Below are 17,950 nucleotides of genomic sequence, written 5' to 3' on the forward strand. Positions count from 1 at the left end.
GTCGCGAGGACTTAGCGCTGATAAACGATATCGGCGCGGCGGTTCTCGGCGAAATCAGCCTCGCTCGAACCCGTCGCCTTCGGCTTTTCCTTGCCGAAACTAATGGTTTCGATCTGGTTGTCCGACACACCCAGCAGGGTCATCATGCGACGGACAGCGTCGGCACGGCGTTGGCCCAGTGCGAGGTTGTATTCGGCGCCGCCGCGTTCGTCGGTGTTGCCTTCGATCTTGATGCGCTGCTGGTTGTTCGAAGCCAGGTAGCGGGCGTGGGTTTCGACCAGGCCGCGATACTGTTCCGACACCGTATAGCTGTCGAAGTCAAAATACACCGAACGCTGTTGCGCCAGAATGCTTTGCGGGTTGAAGGGATCCAGGATCTGGCCGGTGGCCGAACCCTGGCCGGAGCCTCCAGCTTGACCTGCCTTGTCGTCGAGAGGGACGGAACTGCAGGCTGCCAGCGTGGCGGCCAGCGCAGCTATGGTTAGGCTTTTGGCAATGCGCGACTTCATGATAGTTCCTTTGCAAAGAGAGTCACACGTGTTAACGGGTAAAAGGGCCCCACGTTGGTTCACGTATTTCCCCGTTCAGGACGGACAAGGTCTGCCGCACGCGCCCATCGCTCGAGACACCGGCAAGTACGCTACGACCATTCTGGATTGCGGCGTAGAGCACTTGCATGCCGTTGGGCGCGAAACTGGGAGACTGATCGTCACGACCGTCAGTCAGCAGCGTTTCGGATCCTGAGGACAGGTTGAGCGAAGCGATACGAAACGCGCCGTCGCGTCTTGCAACGTACAGCAGCGTCGATCCATCGGGGGAAATTCGGGGTGAAATGTTGTAACCACCATTAAACGTCAGGCGGCGGGCATCTCCACCATCCAGGCCGGTTTGGTAGATTTGCGGCCCACCACTACGGTCACTGGTAAAGATAATGGAACGGCCGTCGGGCGTAAAGTTCGGCTCGGTGTCGATGCCCGGAGAGCGCGTAATACGGCGCATATTCGAGCCGCCGCCGGCGCTAACGATGTAAATTTGCGACAAACCATCGCGGGTCAGCGCCACGGCCAGCTGGCTGCCATCGGGCGACCACGCGGGCGCGCTGTTGTTGCCCTTGAAGTTGGCCACCGGAATGCGCGCGCTGGTCGCCAGCGTGTGCACGTACACCACCGGCTTGCCCGACTCGAAACTCACATAGGCCAGCCGGGACCCATCGGGCGACCAGCTGGGCGAAATGATGGGTTCGCGCGAGCGCAGGGCGACTTGCGGATTCTGGCCGTCGGCGTCGGCAACCTGCAGTTCGTAGGTGCTGCCGCGCTTGAGCACGTAGGCGATGCGGGTCGAGAACACGCCGCGTACGCCGGTGATCTTCTCGTAGATGCGGTCGGCGATCTGGTGCGCCACGCGACGCAGCTCCTGCTCCGTCCCCGAGAACGCCACGCCGTCGAGCTGGCCTTTCTTGACCGTGTCGGCCAGGCGGTAGCGCACGTCATAGCGGCCATCCGGGCCGCGGGTGATGCTGCCGTAGGCCAGGAAGTCCGCGCCCTTGGCGCGCCAGTCATCGTGGGCGACCTGCGAATCCACATTCAGGCCGGAACCGGCGGCGTTGATCAGGCGGAACTGGCCCGTACGGGTCAGGTCGGCGCGGATCACCTCGGCAAGCGCGCGCCCGTGCGTGTCATCGACCGCGAAGTCGGCGATCGCGACCGGGTACTGCGTGGCGCCGGTGCCGGAAATGTCCACGCGCAGCTGCGCCTGGGCGGGTTGCCAGGCCAGCATCGCTGCCAGCAGCAGAATGAGCGCGGCGCCGTAGGTGCGCAGGAACCCCGTCAGGTCTGCGCGGCGGAAGGCGGGTGTCATAGCGGGCAATCTCCTGTCAATCGTACATGCGGTACACAACATCGATAATGGGCTCGTAGCGGCCGGTCGATGGTTTGGGGAAAGGGTTGCAGCGGCGGATGCCGGTTTCGACCGCCCGGTCGAAACCCGGGTTGCCGGAAGAACTGGTCAGCGTGACACCATTGACCTTCCCATCAGAACCCAACTGTACCCGGTATTGTGCCGTGGGATTGGCCGAGCCGGCGCGCGGCGGCGGCGGATAGGCCACGCCTGGCTGCACGCAGGCGCGCACCTTGGCGCCGTAGCCGCTGTCGCGTCCGCCGCCGGCCTGGTTGCGGTCAGCCGTGCCGCCCGGGATGCCGGCCGCGCCCAGGGCGTCGTTGCGGAACGCATCGCGCAGGGCCTTGTCGGCGGCCGCCTTCTTGGCGGCTTCTTCCTTGGCTTTCTTCTCGGCGGCCGCCTTCTCGGCCGCGGCTTTCTCCGCGGCAGCCTTCTTGGCCGCCTCTTCCTTGGCCTTTTTCTCGGCCTCGGCTTTCTTCTCCGCTTCGGCCTTCTTCTCGGCCTCGGCTTTCTTGGCGGCCTCTTCCTTGGCTTTCTTTTCGGCGGCCTGCTTCTCGGCGGCGGCCTTGTCGGCGGCCGCCTTCTCCGCCGCGGCTTTCTCGGCCGCGCGGCGCTCCTGTTCGAGGCGTTGCTTTTCCTTGAGCTCGGCCGCGCGGCGCTCTTCATCCAGGCGCGCCTTTTCCTTGGCGGCTTCGGCCGCCTGGCGGGCCTTTTCTTCCTGCTCGCGCTTCTTGCGCGCCTCTTCCAGCGCGATTTCCGGGTCCGGCTGTTCCTTGGGCTGGACTTCCGGCTGCGGAGGAGGGGGCGGCGGCGGGGGCGGCGGCGGCGGAGGGGGGGGCTCGGGCTCAGGTTCCGGCTCGGGCTCGGGCTGCGGCGTGGGCTGCGGCTTGACGTCGTCGGGCGGCGGATCGACCGGCGAGTCGCCGTCGGCCCAGAGTTCGACCTGCACCGGCCCGGGGTTTTCCGAACGCCAGTTCACGCCGAAGATCAGCACCAGCAACAGCAGCAAGTGCACCAGTACCGCTAGGCCCAGGGCCTTGCGATTGTCCTGGGTGGCGGGCGAGGGGGGCGCCGAACGGTCGTTTCGAATCAGGGGTGGGGTCATGTGTCTTGCTGTGCCGGCTTGTCCGCAAGCGGCGCGTTAGCGTTTCCGGGCAGGTTGCTGCGTCTCGGCGCCGGCGCCCTGGTCGACCAGCAGGCCCAGGCGCGTGATGCCGCTGGAACGCAATTCGTCCATGACTTTCACCACCGACTCGTACGGCACCTTGCCGTCGGCGGCGATCACGACCGGCGTTTCGGCGGTAATGCGCGAACGGACCTGGTTGACCAGCTCGGTGCGTGCGATGTCCTGGGGCGTGGCGCCCGGCTCGCGCATGCGCAAGGCGATCTTGCCGTCTTCCGAAATCTGCACTTCCAGCGGCTTGGCCGGCACATCGGAGGCCTGCCCCACCGAGGGCAGCTCGATCAGCCCGGGCGTGATCAGGGGCGCGGTGACCATGAAGATCACCAGCAGCACCAGCATGACGTCGATATAGGGCACGACGTTGATGTCGGCCTTCATTCGGCGGCCGGCCCGGCCGTTGGAGCGTACCGAAGGCATTAGCGCACCTGCCGCTGCAGAATGTTCAGGAACTCGTCGACGAAGCTGTCGAAGCGGATCGACAGGCGGTCGATGTCGTTGGTGAAGCGGTTATAGGCCACCACGGCCGGGATGGCCGCGAACAGGCCGATGGCCGTGGCGATCAGGGCCTCGGCGATGCCGGGCGCCACCGCGGCCAGCGTGGCCTGTTGCATGTTCGACAGGCCGATGAAGGCATGCATGATGCCCCACACCGTGCCCAGCAGGCCGATGTACGGGCTGACCGAGCCGGCCGAGGCGAGGAAGTTCAGGTGCGACTCGAGGGAGTCCATTTCGCGCTGGTAGGCCGCGCGCATGGCCCGGCGCGGGCCGTCGAGCACCGCGTTGACGTCGCCGGCGGCGCTGGTGCGGCGCGCCTTGAGGAATTCGGTCATGCCGGCGTCGAAAATGCGCGCCAGGGCGCCCTGTTCGTCGCGGCGGGTGGCGACCGCCTGCTGCAGCATGGCCAGGTCGCCGCCCGACCAGAAGTCATCCTCGAAGCGGCGGGTCTGCTGGTGCGCCCGCTTGATTGCCAGGCGCTTGGCGAAAATATAGGTCCAGGACATGATCGAGATGCCCAGCAGCAGCAGCATGATCAACTGAACCGGCACGCTGGCGTGGGAGATCAGCGAAAGCAACGACATGTCGTTGGTGACTTGCATGTTTATTCCTGAATCTGGATGAATTTCAGTTTTGCGCGAATATCGTCCGGCAGTTCGGCCGGACGCATACGGATCGAATCGACGCAGCAGATTTGGATGTTGCCCTCGGCAAGCAGTTCCCCGTTGCGCTCGGCGCGCTGCGCGAAGTGTATCGAAGCGCGGCCGATTCGTGTAATCCGGCTGCGTATGGTAATCAGGTCGTCCAGCCGGGCGGGCTTGCGGTAGGACATGTCCAGGGAGTGGACAACGAACAGGCGTTGCTCGCGCTCGGCAAGGTCCGACTGGTTCACGCCCAGGCCGCGCAGCCATTCGGTGCGGGCCCGTTCCAGGAACTTCAGGTAGTTGGCGTAGAAGACGACTCCGCCAGCGTCCGTGTCTTCATAGTAGACACGGATGTCCAGCACGGATTCGGAGAACTTCGGGTCGGTCACGATCGATAGGAGCCCTGTGGCTGCCGCGGGGCGGGCTGGCGCCCGCCCTGGGGACTATAGCAAGTCGAGTTTGGCCAGCGTCTGCGCCAGGGCCTGGTCCACCGGGACCTTGGCCGCCTCGGCTTCGCGGCGGGCCTGCAATTCCACCACACCCTCGTTCAGCCCGCGTTCTCCAACTGTTACGCGCAGGGGGACGCCGATCAGCTCCCATTCGGCGAACATGACGCCCGGGCGGCTGTCGCGGTCGTCGAGCATGACGTCCACGCCGCGCGCGCGCAGCGCCTCGTACAGCGCCACCGCGGTGTCACGAACAGTTTCACTTTTGCCCCAGCCCACCGGGCAAATCACCACCTCGTAGGGGGCGATGGCGCGCGGCCAGATGATGCCGCGGGCGTCGTGGTTCTGCTCGATGGCCGCGCCCACGATGCGGGTGACGCCGATCCCGTAGCAGCCCATCTGCAGCACGGCCGGCTTGCCGTTGTCATCCAGGAAGGTGGCCTTGAGCGCTTCCGAGTACTTGGTGCCCAGGAAGAATACGTGGCCGACCTCGATGCCGCGCTGGATCGACAGGGTGCCCTTGCCGTCGGGCGAGGGATCGCCCTCGACCACGTTGCGCAGATCCGCGACCAGCTCAGGTTCGGGCATGTCGCGGCCCCAGTTGGCGCCCTGGTAGTGGTAATCCTCGCGGTTGGCGCCACAGACGAAGTCGGCCATGTTGGCGACCGTGCGGTCGGCCACCACGCGCACCGGCCTGGCCGTCTTGATCGGACCCAGGTAGCCGGGCTTGCAGCCGAAATGGTCGGCGATTTCCGTTTCGGTGGCGAAGCGGAAGCCGGCCAGCCCGGCCAGCTTGCCCGCCTTGATTTCGTTGAGTTCGTGATCGCCGCGCAGCAGCAGCAGCCAGACCTGCGCCGGCCCCTCCGGCTGGTCCACGGCCAGCACGATGGATTTGATGGTGCGCGCCAGCGGCAGGCCCAGCAGCTTGGCCACGTCCTCGCACTTGGCCGCGCCGGGCGTGGGGACCGCTTCCAGGTCCTGGGCGGGGGCCGGACGGGTGGCCAGCAGGGCGGGCGCTTCGGCCAGCTCGATATTGGCGGCGTAGTCCGACTCGGGGTTGTACACGATCAGGTCCTCGCCGGTGTCGGCGATGACCTGGAATTCATGGCTGCGCGACCCGCCGATCGAGCCGGTGTCGGCCGCCACGGCGCGGAATTCCAGGCCCAGGCGCTGGAAAATGCGCTGGTAGGCGGCGTACATGATGTCGTAGCTGCGCTGGGCGCCGGCCTCGTCGCGGTCGAACGAATAGGCGTCCTTCATGGTGAACTCGCGCCCGCGCATCAACCCGAAGCGGGGGCGGCGTTCGTCGCGGAACTTGGTCTGGATATGGTAGAAGTTCAGCGGCAGCTGCCGGTAGCTCTGGATCTCGTTGCGCGCGATGTCCGTGATCACTTCTTCCGAGGTCGGCTGCAGGACGAAATCGCGCTGGTGGCGGTCCTTGATGCGCAGCAATTCCGCGCCGTACTGCTCCCAGCGGCCGGACTCCATCCAGAGCTCGGCCGGCTGCACCACCGGCATCAGCAGCTCGATCGCGCCGGCGGCGTTCATTTCCTCGCGGACTATGCCCTCGATCTTGCGGATGACCTTCAGCCCCAGCGGCATGTAGGTGTAGATTCCGCCCGCCAGCTTGCGAATCATGCCCGCCCGCGTCATCAACTGGTGGCTGGCGATCTCGGCCTCGGCCGGGGCTTCTTTCAGAGTGTTCAGGTGGTACTTGGAGGCGCGCATAGTTAAAGGTGGCAGCAGATACGTATAATCGACCGTAATTGTATTGAATTCGGTGGGGGTGGCCCATGCTTGATCGCGAAGGCTACCGTCCCAATGTCGGCATCATTCTCGTAAACGGTAAAAACGAGGTCTTCTGGGGCAAGCGAATCCGGGAACATGCCTGGCAGTTCCCGCAGGGTGGCATCAAGTACGGCGAAAGCCCGGTGCAGGCCATGTATCGCGAACTCCATGAAGAGGTGGGCTTGAAGCCCGAGCATGTCCGCATTTTGGGGCGTACACGTGATTGGTTGCGTTATAACGTACCGGATCACTTCGTCCGGCGAGAGTGGCGTGGCCACTATAAAGGACAAAAGCAGATCTGGTTCCTGTTGCGCCTGGTAGGGCGCGACAGCGACGTATGCCTGCGCGCCACGCAGCACCCGGAATTCGACGCCTGGCGCTGGAGCCAGTACTGGGTGCCGCTGGACGCGGTCATCGAGTTCAAGCGCGACGTCTATACGCAGGCCCTGAACGAACTGGCCGTCATTCTATTCCGCCGGCACCACGAAACGCGCTATTTGCGCCAGCGGGTGCATGGGCCGCGCTCGACCGACAACCCGTCCTCCGAGACGGACGACCATGCGCATATTGCTGGTTGAAGACGAGCGCGACATGGCGGCCTGGCTGATGCGGGCGCTGGCGCAGAGCGGGTTCATGCCCGACCATGCGCCGGACGCCCGTACGGCCGAAGGCCTGATGGCAGGCAACGAATATGACGCGGTGGTCATGGACCTGCGCCTGCCCGACAAGCACGGGCTGGTGCTGCTGCGCGAAATGCGCAACCGGGACGACCGTACGCCGGTGCTGCTGCTGACCGCCCAGGGCGCGCTGCAGGACCGGGTGCGCGGGCTCAATCTCGGCGCCGATGATTTCCTGACCAAGCCGTTCGCGCTGGAAGAGCTGGAGGCCCGCCTGACCGCCCTGGTGCGGCGCAGCCGCGGCCGCCAGCCCCCCCGCCTGCAATGCGGCTCGCTGTCGTACGACGGCGAAAGCCGCGCCTTCACCCTGGACGGGGCGCTGCTGTTCCTGACGCCGCGCGAGCATGCCGCCCTGGCGGCGCTGCTGACCCGCAGCGGCTATCCGGTCGACAAGTCGCAGCTGTTCGGCAAAGTGTTCACGCACGAAAGCGAGGCCAATCCCGACGCCATCGAAGTGGTGCTGCATCGCCTGCGCAAGAAACTGACGGGCAGCGACGTGCGCATCGTCACGGTGCGCGGCCTGGGATACATGCTGGAAAGCACCGTCAGTGAATCCTCCGAAAGCTGAGCGTTCGCGCGCATCGTCGCGCACGCCGCTGGTGGGCATCCGCGCGCTGCTGATCTCGCTGTTGCTGCCGGGCGTGGTGGTCTTGCTGGTCATCGACAGCTGGAACGACTATCGCACCCTGGCGGCCATCACCAACGAAGCCTATGACTCGGCGCTGCTGGAGCCGGCGCGCGTGCTGGAGAGCAGCCTGGAGTTCGCGGCCGACGGCACGCTGCAGGTGGCGACGCCGCTGTACGCCCAGGTCATGCTCGAGTCCAAGGCCGGGATGCGCAAGTATTACCGCATCGAGGAAATCGACCCTCCCTGGCCCGAAAACCTGCCCGGCATGCCGCGCGAGCCCGGCCGGGCGCTGTCGGGCATGCCGGAGATGCCGCGTCCTCCCTATTGGCCGCGCAGCAACGGGCAACCGGTCTTCTTCGACGCGGTCTATCGCAACGATCCCGTGCGCGCCGTGGCCGTGGTGCGCGACCTCTATTACCGCAACCAGCATCGCCAGGTGCTGGTCGTCGTGGCCGAAAGCATCGGCAAGCGCGTCGAGGCCGAAGCCAGCGCGCAGCGCCAGGAGGTCCTGCGCGATGCGCGCATGCTGGCGCTGGTGGCCTTGCTGGTCTGGTGGGGCGTGAACTGGGCCTTGCGGCCGCTGGTGCGCCTGCGCAACGATATCCGCACCCGCCGGCCCGACGACCTGACGCCGCTGGACGCCACGCGGGTGCCCAGCGAGGTCGCGCCGCTGGTCGAGGCCGTCAATCACCACATTGCGCGCCATCGCCGCGTGCTGGACGAACAGTCGCAATTCCTCGCCGATGCGTCGCACCAGTTGCGCACGCCCTTGGCCATCATGCTGACCCAGGCCCAATATGCCTTGCGCGAGCGCGATCCGGTGCGCGCCCAGGAGGGGCTGCGCGCCATTGTCGACCAGCTTGGCCGCACCCGCCGCCTGACCGAGCAGCTGCTGTCTCTGGCGCATGCCAGCCAGGCCGATGCGCCGCCGCGGCAGGAGCTCGACCTCAACGACGTGGCGCGCGACGTCGTGCTGCAGTACCTGCCGCTGGCGCACGAGAAGCAGCAGGACCTGGGCTGGGTCGACGCGCGCGGCGACGAGGCCGAAGGCGCCAGCGACACCGCCGTGGTGCCGGTCTGGGGCAGCGAGGTCGAACTGCACGAGGCCCTGTCCAACCTGGTGCACAACGCCATCAACTATGCCCCGGCGGGGGCGCACATCACGGTATCGGTCGTGCGCTACGCCGACCGCGCCGAGGTGCAGGTCGCCGACGACGGCCCCGGCATCGAGCCGTTGTTGCGGGCCCGCGCGTTCGCCCGTTTCGACCGCATGGCGGGCGACCGCCATGCGTCGTCGTCGGGGTCGGGCCTGGGGCTGTCGATCGCTCGCGCCTATGCGCGCCGCAATGATGGCGATATCGAATTGCGCGACGGCGAGCCCAACGCCCAGGGCGGGGTCGGATTGTGCGCCGTGTTCTGGATTCCCCTGTACGACCGGGGCGCCCCGGCCGATGAGGCCGAGGCGCCCCGGCGTTACGGCTGAGCGCCTCGCTCCGAGCGTCTCGCCGTCATGCGCGCAGGTTCAGCGCCGTGATCTTGATGTCGTGGCTGAGGTCCGCGCCCGTTCCCACCAAGGCCATTTGCGCCGCCAGGCCGGCCGCCGCCTGGGCGCCGTCGCCGGCGGCAGCCCCGTCCACCTTGCGGATCCGGTTTTCGATCCCGGCGCTGTTCAGCGCATCCAGTTTGTGGCTGGTCGCGTCGATGTGCGATTGCAGGTTGTCCGCCAGGCGGTTGAGCTGGCTATCGTTGCCGCTGGTCTTCGCGTCATGGTCGAGCTGGCTGGCGCGCAAGGCGTCAAAGCGCGCCATGGCCGCCGAGGCCAGTTCGTAGGCGTAGGCGGCCGAAGCGTTGACGTCGACCTTGCTGTTCCAGCCGATATTGCCGCCCACGCCAAGCGTGGTGCCGACCTCGCCGCCCATTTCGAACTGGCCGGGGCTGGCCACCAGCTTGCCCTCTGCCGTGGCTCCCAGGCCGACATTGGCGCTGCCGGTGACCGAGGCGGTCAGCCCGTGCGTTTCGGCATATTTGCTGTGCAGCAGGTTGGCCGTCAACGTTCCTTCCGCCTTCATGCCCATGAAGGCTTCGGCCTGGCCCTCCAGGCGCACGCCGACGCCGTCGCTGCGCTTTTCGATCGCCGCCGTGCCCGAGACCTCGGCGCTGGCGCCGACTTCCGCGCGTCCTTCGGCGTCCAGCTTGAGCAGGCTGCCCAACGTCACCGAGCCCTGGGTCTCCAATCCCAGCTTGCTCGACAGTTCGGCGCTCACGTTCAGCGACAGCACGGCGTTGGAGCTGGTCTCGGTGTCGCCGTCGGCTTCCTCGCGCCCGATGGTGCCCGACAGGGCGAACGGTTCGAACGACCCGGATACCTCTGCGCGCGCCGTGGACTCGCCGTACAGCCGCAGCGAGCCTTCCGCCTCGCCGGCGGCGCCGGCGCGCGAGCCGCTCACGCTCATCTCGATGTTGGCGAACGCCTCCAGCACGGCCTCGCCGCTGATGCCCTTGCCCCTGAGCCACTCGGCCTTGCCGGCCGGCGCCTCGAAATCGGTGCTGGCCTTGGCGCCGGTCTCGACGGACAGGCGGCCGCCGCTATCGGCGGCGGGAGGGCGGCTCCATAGCGCGCTGTCGTCGTCGGACTGCTGCAGGGCGATCAATCCTTCGACCATGCCGGCCAGTAACTGGGTGCGCAGCAGGCCGACGTCGCCCTGGCGCGAGACGCCGTCGGCCAGGCTCGCCTGCAGCGCTTCCTGCGCCCGCTGCAAGGCCAGCAGCTGCGTCTGCGTCTTGAGGATGGCGACGGCGTTTTCCTCGGCCGTCAGGTTGGGGCGTATGGTGTCCAGGCCCGCGAAGCGCTCGCGCAGCATGGCGGTGTATTCGCGCCATTGCGGCATGCCCGCGACGTCGCTCGCCGTGGGCGGTGCTCCGTGCTGCGTCGCCCATTGGGCCTCCAGGTGGCTGTACAGCGCGTCGGTGGATTGCTGCAGGCGGGCGGCGAATTCGTCGGGACGCCGCGTGCGCAGGTCTTCGAGGTTCTGCATCCAGACCTTGACGTCGTTTTGCAGCGCCATCGACCCGGCGCGCAGTCCATCCAGCCATTTCACGTCCAGGCTGGCATGGCTGGGCGCATGCTCCCGCAGCTGTTGCTTGTAGGCATCGATGGCGGTGCGCAATTCGGCCACCATGCCGCCGCGCTTGGCGAACTCCCTGGGCTGGCTGGCCTCCCAGTGGTCGAGCGCCACTTCCAGGTCGCGCAGCTGCTGCAGCGAGCGGTCGCCGCTGGCCTGGAACTGCCTGACATCGTGCTTGACTTCGCGCAGCGCCTCGCTGCTGTGGCGCAGGCGCGGGCTGGCCACGCTGCGCACGAATTCGTCGTTGTTCGGCTCGAGCAGGCGCATGGAGGGATGTGCGGCGGCCTGGCCGCTGGGCGGCGTCTCGGGCAGGGGCCGGTACGACAGGCCGACGACCGGATTGACGTTGTTGCTCAACATGTGCGGGTCCTCCGTGGTTTGGGGGCGATGGCTGGATGCGGCGCAGGCGCCGGCAAGTCCGCCGGATGCCGTGTTGGTAACCGCCGTCTGTCCGGCGTTCTCCGCGCCCCTCGCGGCGCGGAGAAGTCCGCGCCCGTTAGGCCGCTTTCCGCCATGGCGGGCAGCGTTCGCCTGATTAAGGCCGGGCGCCGGGCAGGCCAACATATGTGGCCCCGTCCGCATGTACGCCCAGGAGATGCCATGTTCCCGTTGCTCATCCGCAATCTGCGCCACCTGCTGGGGCTGCCCGCTGGCGCCGACGAGCCGGTCACCTCCCTGGCCATCGACGAGCAATGGGTCGTCCATATCGGATGCGAGGACGACATGGTGACCGTGCTGCTGCCGCTCGGGCCGGCGCCCGATCCGCTGCCGGGCACGGCGCTGGCCAACAGCTTGGCGCAGTGGCCGCCCGTGCTGCTGGATCTGTCCGAGCAGGGCGAGGCCATCCTGTGGGCGCGCGAGCATGTCGGCCGCCTGACGGCCGAGCAATTGCACGCGTTGCTGGCGCGGCTGGCGGCGCGCGCAGCGGCCCTCATGGCCCCGGACGCCGCGCCGCCGGCGTCGCCGCAGGGCACGGCCGAGGTCGCCGGGCGCAAGGCCTGAGGCCGGCCCTATGGCCGGGCCGTGTCGCTCTGGCGCACCAGCGGGGGCACGCGCTTGGCAAGAAAGTCCAGGAAAGCGCGTACCGCGGGCATCATGCCGCGCCGCGACGGATAGATGCAATGCACGATGCCTTCCGGCGAGCGCCAGTCCGGCAGTACCCGCACCAGCTCGCCGCGCCGCAGTTCCGCCTCGCTGGCCATCGACGGCAGCAGCGCGATGCCGCGCCCGCGCACCGCGGCCTGGGTCAGCACGATGAAGTCGTTGCTGGCCAGCACCGGCTGCACGGCGACTTCGACCGATTCCCCGCGCTGGTTGGTCAGCGGCCAGCGCACTTCGTTCTGCGGGTCGTTGAAGCTGAGCGTGCGGTGCGAAGCCAGCTCCTGCGGCGTTTCGGGCGCGCCATGGCGCTGCAGGTAGGCGGGGCTTGCCACCAGGGTGCCGCTGGCCAGGCCCAGATGCTTGACCACCAGTTCGGCATCGGTATCCAGCCTGGTGCGCACGCGCAAGGCCAGGTCCACCCCCTCCCGGATCACGTCCACCCGCCGGTTGGTCACCAGCAACTGCACCGATACCGACGGCCAGGCGTCGAGGAATTCCGGCAGCAGCGGCGCCAGCATCTGCTGGGCAATCGATACCGGGCAACTGACTACCACCGGGCCCGCGGGCTCGGATTGCAGCTGCCGCATGGCGTCCTCGGCCGCACGCGCCGACGCCGTCATTTCCTGGCAGTAGTGCAGGTAGCGTTCGCCGGCCGTGGTCAGGCGCAGGCGGCGCGTCGTGCGTTGCAGCAGGCGCACCCCCAGGCGGTCCTCCAGTTGCGAGATGCGGCGCGACAGGCGGGATTTCGGGATATCGAGCACCCGCGATGCCGCGCTGAAGCCGCCTTGCTCGACGACTTGGGCGAAGTAGTAGAGATCGTTGAGGTCTTGCATGAAAATTGTTCTAAATTCAGAACGTACAGTTCATCTTAACCGGGTTTATGTAAACAATGAAGCCTCTTAAAGTTACGCCATGGCTACACGGCACGACGCCGTACCACTGGAGGCCCACCTTATGAAAACCCTCGTCATCCTGTCCTCGATCCTCGGCGATCGCTCGAACTCCAAGCAACTGGCCGACCATCTGCTGGCCCGCCTGAAGCAGTCCGAACCCGGCGGTACGGTCAAGATCCGCGATCTGGCCGCCAATCCCGTGCCGTATTTCGACGGTGCGACGGTCGGGGCGCTGTTCACGCCCGCCGAGGCGCGCAACGCCGAGCAGCAGCGCATCGCGGCGCTCAGCGACGAACTGGTCGCCGAGCTCTTCGACGCCGATCGCATCGTCTTCGCCGTGCCGGTCTACAACTTCAACCTGCCGGCCCAGTTCAAGAGCTACATCGATCATATCGCCCGTGCCGGCGTGACCTTCCGCTATACGGCCGTAGGCAAGCCCGAAGGCCTGGTGCAGGGCAAGCAGGTGCTGGTGCTGATCGCCCGTGGCGGCAAGTCGGAGGGTACGCCCGATGACACGATGACGCCCTACCTGAAGCAGATGCTGGCTTTCCTGGGCATGACCGACGTGACGTTCATCGCCGCCGAAGGCATGGCGATGGGCGAACTGGCCGCCCAGGAAGGGCTGGCCCTGGCCAGGCAGCGCATCGATGCGCTGTCGCTGGATGCGCGCCAGGGTCTGGCGGCGGCCTGATAGAACGGGCGCCGGCCGCTTGGGCAACGAGCGGCCGGCGCCGTGGCGTCAGTCGCGCAGCCGCTTGATGAGGCTGGACGTATCCCAGCGGTTGCCGCCCATTTTCTGTACATCGCCGTAGAATTGGTCCACCAGGGCGGTCAGCGGCAGCCGGGCGCCGTTGTTGCGCGCCTCGGCCAGTACCAGGCCGAGGTCCTTGCGCATCCAGTCCACCGCGAAACCGAAATCGAACTTGTCGTCCACCATCGTGGCGCCGCGGTTTTCCATCTGCCAGCTTTGCGCGGCGCCCTTGCTGATCACATCCAGCACCAGCTTCATGTCCAGACCCGCGGTCTGGCCGAAAGCGATGGCTTCGGACAGGCCTTGCACCACGCCGGCGATGCAGACCTGGTTGACCATCTTGGCCAGTTGGCCGGCGCCCGGCGGGCCCACCAGCGTGACGGCGCGGCCGAAGGCATGCGCCACCGGCTTGATGTCTTCGAACGTGGCGCTGTCGCCGCCGCACATGATGGTCAGCGCGCCATTGACGGCGCCGGCCTGGCCACCGGAGACCGGCGCATCGATGAATTGCAGCTTCAGTTCGCGGGCCGCCGCGTAGAGTTCGCGCGCCACGTCGGCCGAGGCGGTGGTGTGGTCGACGAAGACCGCGCCGGCCTGCATGCCGGCGAAGGCGCCGTCCGCGCCCAGCACCACGCTGCGCAGGTCGTCGTCGTTGCCGACACAGCAGAACACGATCTGCGCGCCTGCCGCGGCTTCGCGCGGCGTGGCGGCGGCCTTGCCGCCGAATTCGGCGGCCCAGGCCTGCGCCTTGGCCGCCGTGCGGTTGTAGACCGTGACCTGATGGCCCGCGCGGGCCAGGTGGCCAGCCATGGGCAGGCCCATGACGCCCAGGCCCAGGAAAGCGACGTTGCGCGGGGTGATGGTGTCGTACGTCTTCGAACCGATGGTGGCCATGCCGGATCTCCGTTGAAAGGCGCTGTTGGGATACAGGACAGTAACCTTAACGCAATCAAAAGCCCGCGGCGAGCCCGTCGCGGCGGCTGTCGCTGGCCGCCACATAGCCGTCGACCGCCGGATCGCCCAGGCGCCAGATGAACTGGCCCGAACCGAAATCCTTGTCGGCCGGCGCCGTGACGTCCACGATATGGCCGCGGGCGCGCAGGGCGTCGGTCACCTGCGCGGGCATGGCGGCCTCGGCATCGACCGAAAGCCCGCGGTTCCATTTCCAGCGCGGGGCATCGCACGCCGCCTGCGGCTGCTGTCGATAATCGAGCATGCGCACCAGCGCCTGCAAGTGTCCCTGCGGCTGCATGTTGCCGCCCATGATGCCGAAACTCATCAGCGGTGCGCCATCCTGCGTCAGGAAGGCGGGAATGCCGGTGTGGAACGGACGCTTGCCGCCGCCCACGACGTTCGGGTGGTCGGGGTCCATGCTGAAGCAGGAGCCGCGGTTCTGCAGGCTGACGCCGGTGCCCGGCACCACGATGCCGGATCCGAATCCCATGTAATTGGACTGGGTGAAACTGATCATCATGCCGTTGCGGTCGGCGCACGCGAGGTAGACGGTGCCGCCCCGCGGCGCCTGCGCGGCGTTGTAGACGCGCGCGCGGCGCAGGTCGATCAGGCGCGCGCGCTCGGCCAGATAGGCCGGGTCCAGCAGCTGTTCGACGCGGATGCGCATGTGCGCCGCGTCGGCGACGTGCGCATAGACGTCGGCGAACGCCAGTTTCATGGCTTCGATCAGGATGTGCTGGGTGTCCGGATGCTCGATGGGGCGCGATGCCAGGTCGAAGTGTTCGACGATCCCCAGCGCGATCAGCGCCGCCAGGCCCTGCCCGTTGGGCGGCAGCTGGTGCAGCGCGTGGCCGCGGTAGGCCTGGCTGATGGGGTCGACCCATTGCGGCGCATAGTCGCGCAGGTCGCCCAGCGTCAGCGCCGCCTCGTGCGCCTGCGCGTGCGCCACCAGCTTCTGGGCCGTTTCCCCTTCGTAGAAATCGCGCCCGCCGCTGGCGGCGATGCGCCGCAGCGTGGCGGCCGCGCCCGGCAGCACGAAATGTTCGCCCACCTCGGGCGCGCGTCCATGCGGCAGGAAGTGTTCGGCGAATCCGGGCAGGCTGCGCAGCGGGTCCGCCTGGGCAGCCCATCTTCGCTGTACGGTCGGGGGCACCGCGAAGCCGCGCTCGGCATATTCGATGGCGGGCGCCAGCACGTCGGCGAAAGGCAGGCTGCCCAGTCTTTCGTGCAGGCTGGCCCAGCCCGCCACGCAGCCCGGTATGGTCACGCTGTCCCAGCCGCGCAACGGGATCTTGCCCTGGTGCTTGCGCCGGAAATAAGCGGGGCTCCACGCCGTCGGCGCGCTGCCCGAGGCGTTCAGGCCATGCAGGCGGGCGCCATCCCAGACCAGGGCGAAGCAATCCGATCCCAGGCCATTGCTGGCTGGCTCGACCAGCGCCAGCGTCGCGGCGCTGGCCACCGCCGCGTCCGCGGCGTTGCCCCCCTGCGCCAGGATGCGCAGCCCGGCCTGCGCCGCCAGCGGGTGGGACGTGGCGACCACGTTGCGCGCGAAAACAGGAATCCGGGTGCTGGGGTAGGGGTTGTTCCAATCGAACTTCATGACAAGCCGACAGACACGGGTAAACCCGTAGCTTAACGCACGCGCGGCCGATTCATGTCAAATTTGTCGTGATTGGTTGCGATTTGAAATTTCGTGGCCTTGTGCCCGTGGCGTAAGGGCGCCTGTCCCTGCGGGGACAGGCGCCATGCGCGTCGGGGCAGGACAGGCATACGGTGCTGCTGCGAAGCCGAGGCAAAAAAAAACCGGGCCCGCGGGCCCGGTTCGCGCCGGCCGGCAGGCGCCGGCCGCATCGAGGGATCAATCTTCCTCGACGAAGGTCTCCTCGCGCTTCTTGCGGATCGCCGGCAGCGCCACCAGGATCACCAGGAACACCGCGACGGCCAGCAGGGTCGCCGACAGCGGGCGCGTCACGAAGGTGCCGAAGTCGCCGCGCGACAGCAGCAGGGCGCGCCGGAAGTTCTCTTCCATCATGGGGCCGAGCACCAGGCCCAGCAGCAGCGGCGCGCCTTCGCATTTCAGCTTGGCCCACACGTAGCCCACCACGCCGAAGGCCGCGGTCATGAAGATGTCGAACGTGTTGTAGTTCAACGAGTACACGCCGATCGTGCAGAACACCAGGATGGCGGGGAACAGGATGCGGTAGGGCACTTTCAGCAGCTTGACCCACAGGCCGATCAGCGGCAGGTTCAGCACCACCAGCATCAGGTTGCCGATCCACATCGAGGCGATCAGGCCCCAGAACAGCTCGGGGTGGCTGGTCATGACCTGCGGGCCCGGCTGGATGTTGTGGATGGTCATCGCGCCGACCATCAGCGCCATCACGGCGTTGCCCGGGATACCCAGGGTCAGCAGCGGGATGAACGAGGTCTGCGCGGCCGCGTTGTTGGCCGACTCGGGGCCGGCCAGGCCGGCCGGGTGGCCCTTGCCGAAGCGCTCCGGGTTCTTCGAGATCTTTTTCTCGAGCGTGTAGGAGGCGAACGAGGACAGCACGGCGCCGCCGCCCGGCAGGATGCCCAGGGCCGAACCCAGGGCGGTGCCGCGCACCACGGCCGGGGCCGATTCCTTGAACTCCTGGAAGTTCGGATACAGCGAGCCGATCTTGTCGGTGATGTCGACGCGGTTTTCCTTCTGCTCCAGGTTGGTCATGATTTCGGCGAAGCCGAACACGCCCATGGCGACGATGGCGAAGTCGATGCCGTCCTGCAGCTCGGGGATGCCGAAGTCATAGCGGGCCACGCCGGAGTTCACGTCGGTGCCGACCATGCCCAGCAGCAGGCCGAGGATGATCATGGCGATGGCCTTGGGCAGCGAGCCCGAAGCCAGCACCACCGCTCCCACCAGGCCCAGCACCATGAGCGAGAAGTATTCGGCCGGGCCGAACTTGAAGGCGACTTCGGCCAGCGGGGGCGCGAAGGCAGCCAGCAGCAGCGTGGCGACGCAACCGGCGAAGAACGAGCCCAGGGCGGCGATGGCCAGGGCGGCGCCGGCGCGGCCGTTGCGCGCCATCTGGTGGCCGTCGAGCACGGTCACCACCGCTGATGTCTCGCCGGGCAGCGCGACCAGGATGGCCGTGGTCGAACCGCCGTACTGGGCGCCGTAGTAAATACCGGCCAGCATGATCAGGCCGGCCACCGGCGGCAGCACGTAGGTGATGGGCAGCAGCATGGCGATGGTCGGGACCGGGCCAATGCCCGGCAACACGCCGATCAGGGTGCCCAGGATGCAGCCGAGCAAGGCGTACGCCAGGTTCTCGGGGGTGAACGCCACCGAGAAACCCAGCATCAGGTTGTCAAACAATTCCATGACTC

General features: G+C 67.3%; 17 protein-coding genes. 5 read left to right on the forward strand and 12 right to left on the reverse strand.

Going from position 1 to position 17,950, the window contains the following annotated elements; genetic code table 11:
* Positions 1 to 11 precede the first annotated feature (11 nt).
* From pal to CAL11_RS03780, 7 genes are read right to left on the reverse strand one after another with little or no spacing between them, the layout of a single operon-like run.
* Positions 12 to 509 carry a peptidoglycan-associated lipoprotein Pal gene (gene pal, locus CAL11_RS03750; RefSeq protein WP_033463926.1) on the reverse strand — a complete coding sequence of 166 codons (498 nt, stop codon included), beginning with the start codon at positions 507 to 509 and terminating at the stop codon, positions 12 to 14.
* A gap of 31 nt (positions 510 to 540) precedes the next feature.
* On the reverse strand, positions 541 to 1,857 hold the full coding sequence (tolB, locus tag CAL11_RS03755; RefSeq protein WP_010931417.1) for a Tol-Pal system beta propeller repeat protein TolB: 1,317 nt from the start codon (positions 1,855 to 1,857) through the stop codon (positions 541 to 543).
* A 16-nt stretch (positions 1,858 to 1,873) separates the two neighbouring features.
* On the reverse strand, positions 1,874 to 3,001 hold the full coding sequence (gene tolA / locus CAL11_RS03760; RefSeq protein ID WP_086092200.1) for a cell envelope integrity protein TolA: 1,128 nt from the start codon (positions 2,999 to 3,001) through the stop codon (positions 1,874 to 1,876).
* A 36-nt stretch (positions 3,002 to 3,037) separates the two neighbouring features.
* Positions 3,038 to 3,496 carry a protein TolR gene (gene tolR / locus CAL11_RS03765; protein ID WP_068927105.1) on the reverse strand — a complete coding sequence of 153 codons (459 nt, stop codon included), beginning with the start codon at positions 3,494 to 3,496 and terminating at the stop codon, positions 3,038 to 3,040.
* Positions 3,496 to 4,176 carry a protein TolQ gene (gene tolQ / locus CAL11_RS03770; RefSeq protein ID WP_003814641.1) on the reverse strand — a complete coding sequence of 227 codons (681 nt, stop codon included), beginning with the start codon at positions 4,174 to 4,176 and terminating at the stop codon, positions 3,496 to 3,498. Before tolQ ends, tolR begins: the two co-directional genes overlap by 1 nt.
* A 2-nt stretch (positions 4,177 to 4,178) precedes the next feature.
* A complete protein-coding gene (ybgC, locus tag CAL11_RS03775) occupies positions 4,179 to 4,607 on the reverse strand; it encodes a tol-pal system-associated acyl-CoA thioesterase (protein WP_086092201.1) in 429 nt (142 codons plus the stop codon).
* A 54-nt stretch (positions 4,608 to 4,661) separates the two neighbouring features.
* Positions 4,662 to 6,392: a proline--tRNA ligase gene (locus CAL11_RS03780; RefSeq protein WP_086092202.1), complete on the reverse strand. Its 1,731-nt coding sequence runs from the start codon at positions 6,390 to 6,392 to the stop codon at positions 4,662 to 4,664.
* Positions 6,393 to 6,457: 65 nt separating this feature from the next.
* Between CAL11_RS03780 and CAL11_RS03785 the strand changes: the two genes are divergently transcribed.
* The 3 genes from CAL11_RS03785 to CAL11_RS03795 are packed head-to-tail and all read left to right on the forward strand — an operon-like array spanning position 6,458 to position 9,240.
* Positions 6,458 to 7,030, forward strand: coding sequence for an RNA pyrophosphohydrolase (locus tag CAL11_RS03785; protein ID WP_033463919.1), 573 nt, complete (start codon positions 6,458 to 6,460; stop codon positions 7,028 to 7,030).
* Positions 7,011 to 7,697 carry a response regulator gene (locus CAL11_RS03790; RefSeq protein ID WP_033450566.1) on the forward strand — a complete coding sequence of 229 codons (687 nt, stop codon included), beginning with the start codon at positions 7,011 to 7,013 and terminating at the stop codon, positions 7,695 to 7,697. Before CAL11_RS03785 ends, CAL11_RS03790 begins: the two co-directional genes overlap by 20 nt.
* 31 nt (positions 7,698 to 7,728) lie before the next feature.
* Positions 7,729 to 9,240: a sensor histidine kinase gene (locus CAL11_RS03795; protein ID WP_086092203.1), complete on the forward strand. Its 1,512-nt coding sequence runs from the start codon at positions 7,729 to 7,731 to the stop codon at positions 9,238 to 9,240.
* Positions 9,241 to 9,265: 25 nt separating this feature from the next.
* Here the strand turns inward: CAL11_RS03795 and CAL11_RS03800 are convergent, their stop codons facing one another.
* Entirely contained in the window at positions 9,266 to 11,242 is a 1,977-nt protein-coding gene (locus tag CAL11_RS03800) for a DUF3120 domain-containing protein (protein WP_086092204.1), read from the reverse strand.
* A 240-nt stretch (positions 11,243 to 11,482) separates the two neighbouring features.
* On the opposite strand from CAL11_RS03800, the gene CAL11_RS03805 reads away from it, so the two are divergent.
* Complete coding sequence (locus CAL11_RS03805; protein ID WP_068927098.1) at positions 11,483 to 11,884, forward strand: type III secretion system chaperone; 402 nt, start codon at positions 11,483 to 11,485, stop codon at positions 11,882 to 11,884.
* An 8-nt stretch (positions 11,885 to 11,892) separates the two neighbouring features.
* Here the strand turns inward: CAL11_RS03805 and CAL11_RS03810 are convergent, their stop codons facing one another.
* Positions 11,893 to 12,816, reverse strand: a complete 924-nt coding sequence (locus tag CAL11_RS03810; RefSeq protein ID WP_033463910.1) for a LysR family transcriptional regulator — start codon at positions 12,814 to 12,816, stop codon at positions 11,893 to 11,895.
* A 121-nt stretch (positions 12,817 to 12,937) separates the two neighbouring features.
* Between CAL11_RS03810 and CAL11_RS03815 the strand changes: the two genes are divergently transcribed.
* Complete coding sequence (locus CAL11_RS03815) at positions 12,938 to 13,567, forward strand: FMN-dependent NADH-azoreductase (RefSeq protein WP_086092205.1); 630 nt, start codon at positions 12,938 to 12,940, stop codon at positions 13,565 to 13,567.
* 48 nt (positions 13,568 to 13,615) lie between these two features.
* Here the strand turns inward: CAL11_RS03815 and CAL11_RS03820 are convergent, their stop codons facing one another.
* The 3 genes from CAL11_RS03820 to CAL11_RS03830 all read right to left on the reverse strand — a co-directional run bounded on the left by CAL11_RS03820 (position 13,616) and on the right by CAL11_RS03830 (position 17,945).
* Positions 13,616 to 14,521 (reverse strand): NAD(P)-dependent oxidoreductase, encoded by a 906-nt coding sequence (locus CAL11_RS03820; protein ID WP_033463904.1) that lies wholly within the window; start codon positions 14,519 to 14,521, stop codon positions 13,616 to 13,618.
* A gap of 55 nt (positions 14,522 to 14,576) precedes the next feature.
* Positions 14,577 to 16,181: a gamma-glutamyltransferase family protein gene (locus tag CAL11_RS03825; RefSeq protein ID WP_086092206.1), complete on the reverse strand. Its 1,605-nt coding sequence runs from the start codon at positions 16,179 to 16,181 to the stop codon at positions 14,577 to 14,579.
* 258 nt (positions 16,182 to 16,439) lie between these two features.
* Positions 16,440 to 17,945: a tripartite tricarboxylate transporter permease gene (locus CAL11_RS03830; RefSeq protein WP_068927092.1), complete on the reverse strand. Its 1,506-nt coding sequence runs from the start codon at positions 17,943 to 17,945 to the stop codon at positions 16,440 to 16,442.
* Between the last annotated feature and the right edge of the window lie 5 nt (positions 17,946 to 17,950).

This window comes from Bordetella genomosp. 6, assembly GCF_002119705.1.
Classification (GTDB): domain Bacteria; phylum Pseudomonadota; class Gammaproteobacteria; order Burkholderiales; family Burkholderiaceae_B; genus Bordetella; species Bordetella bronchiseptica_F.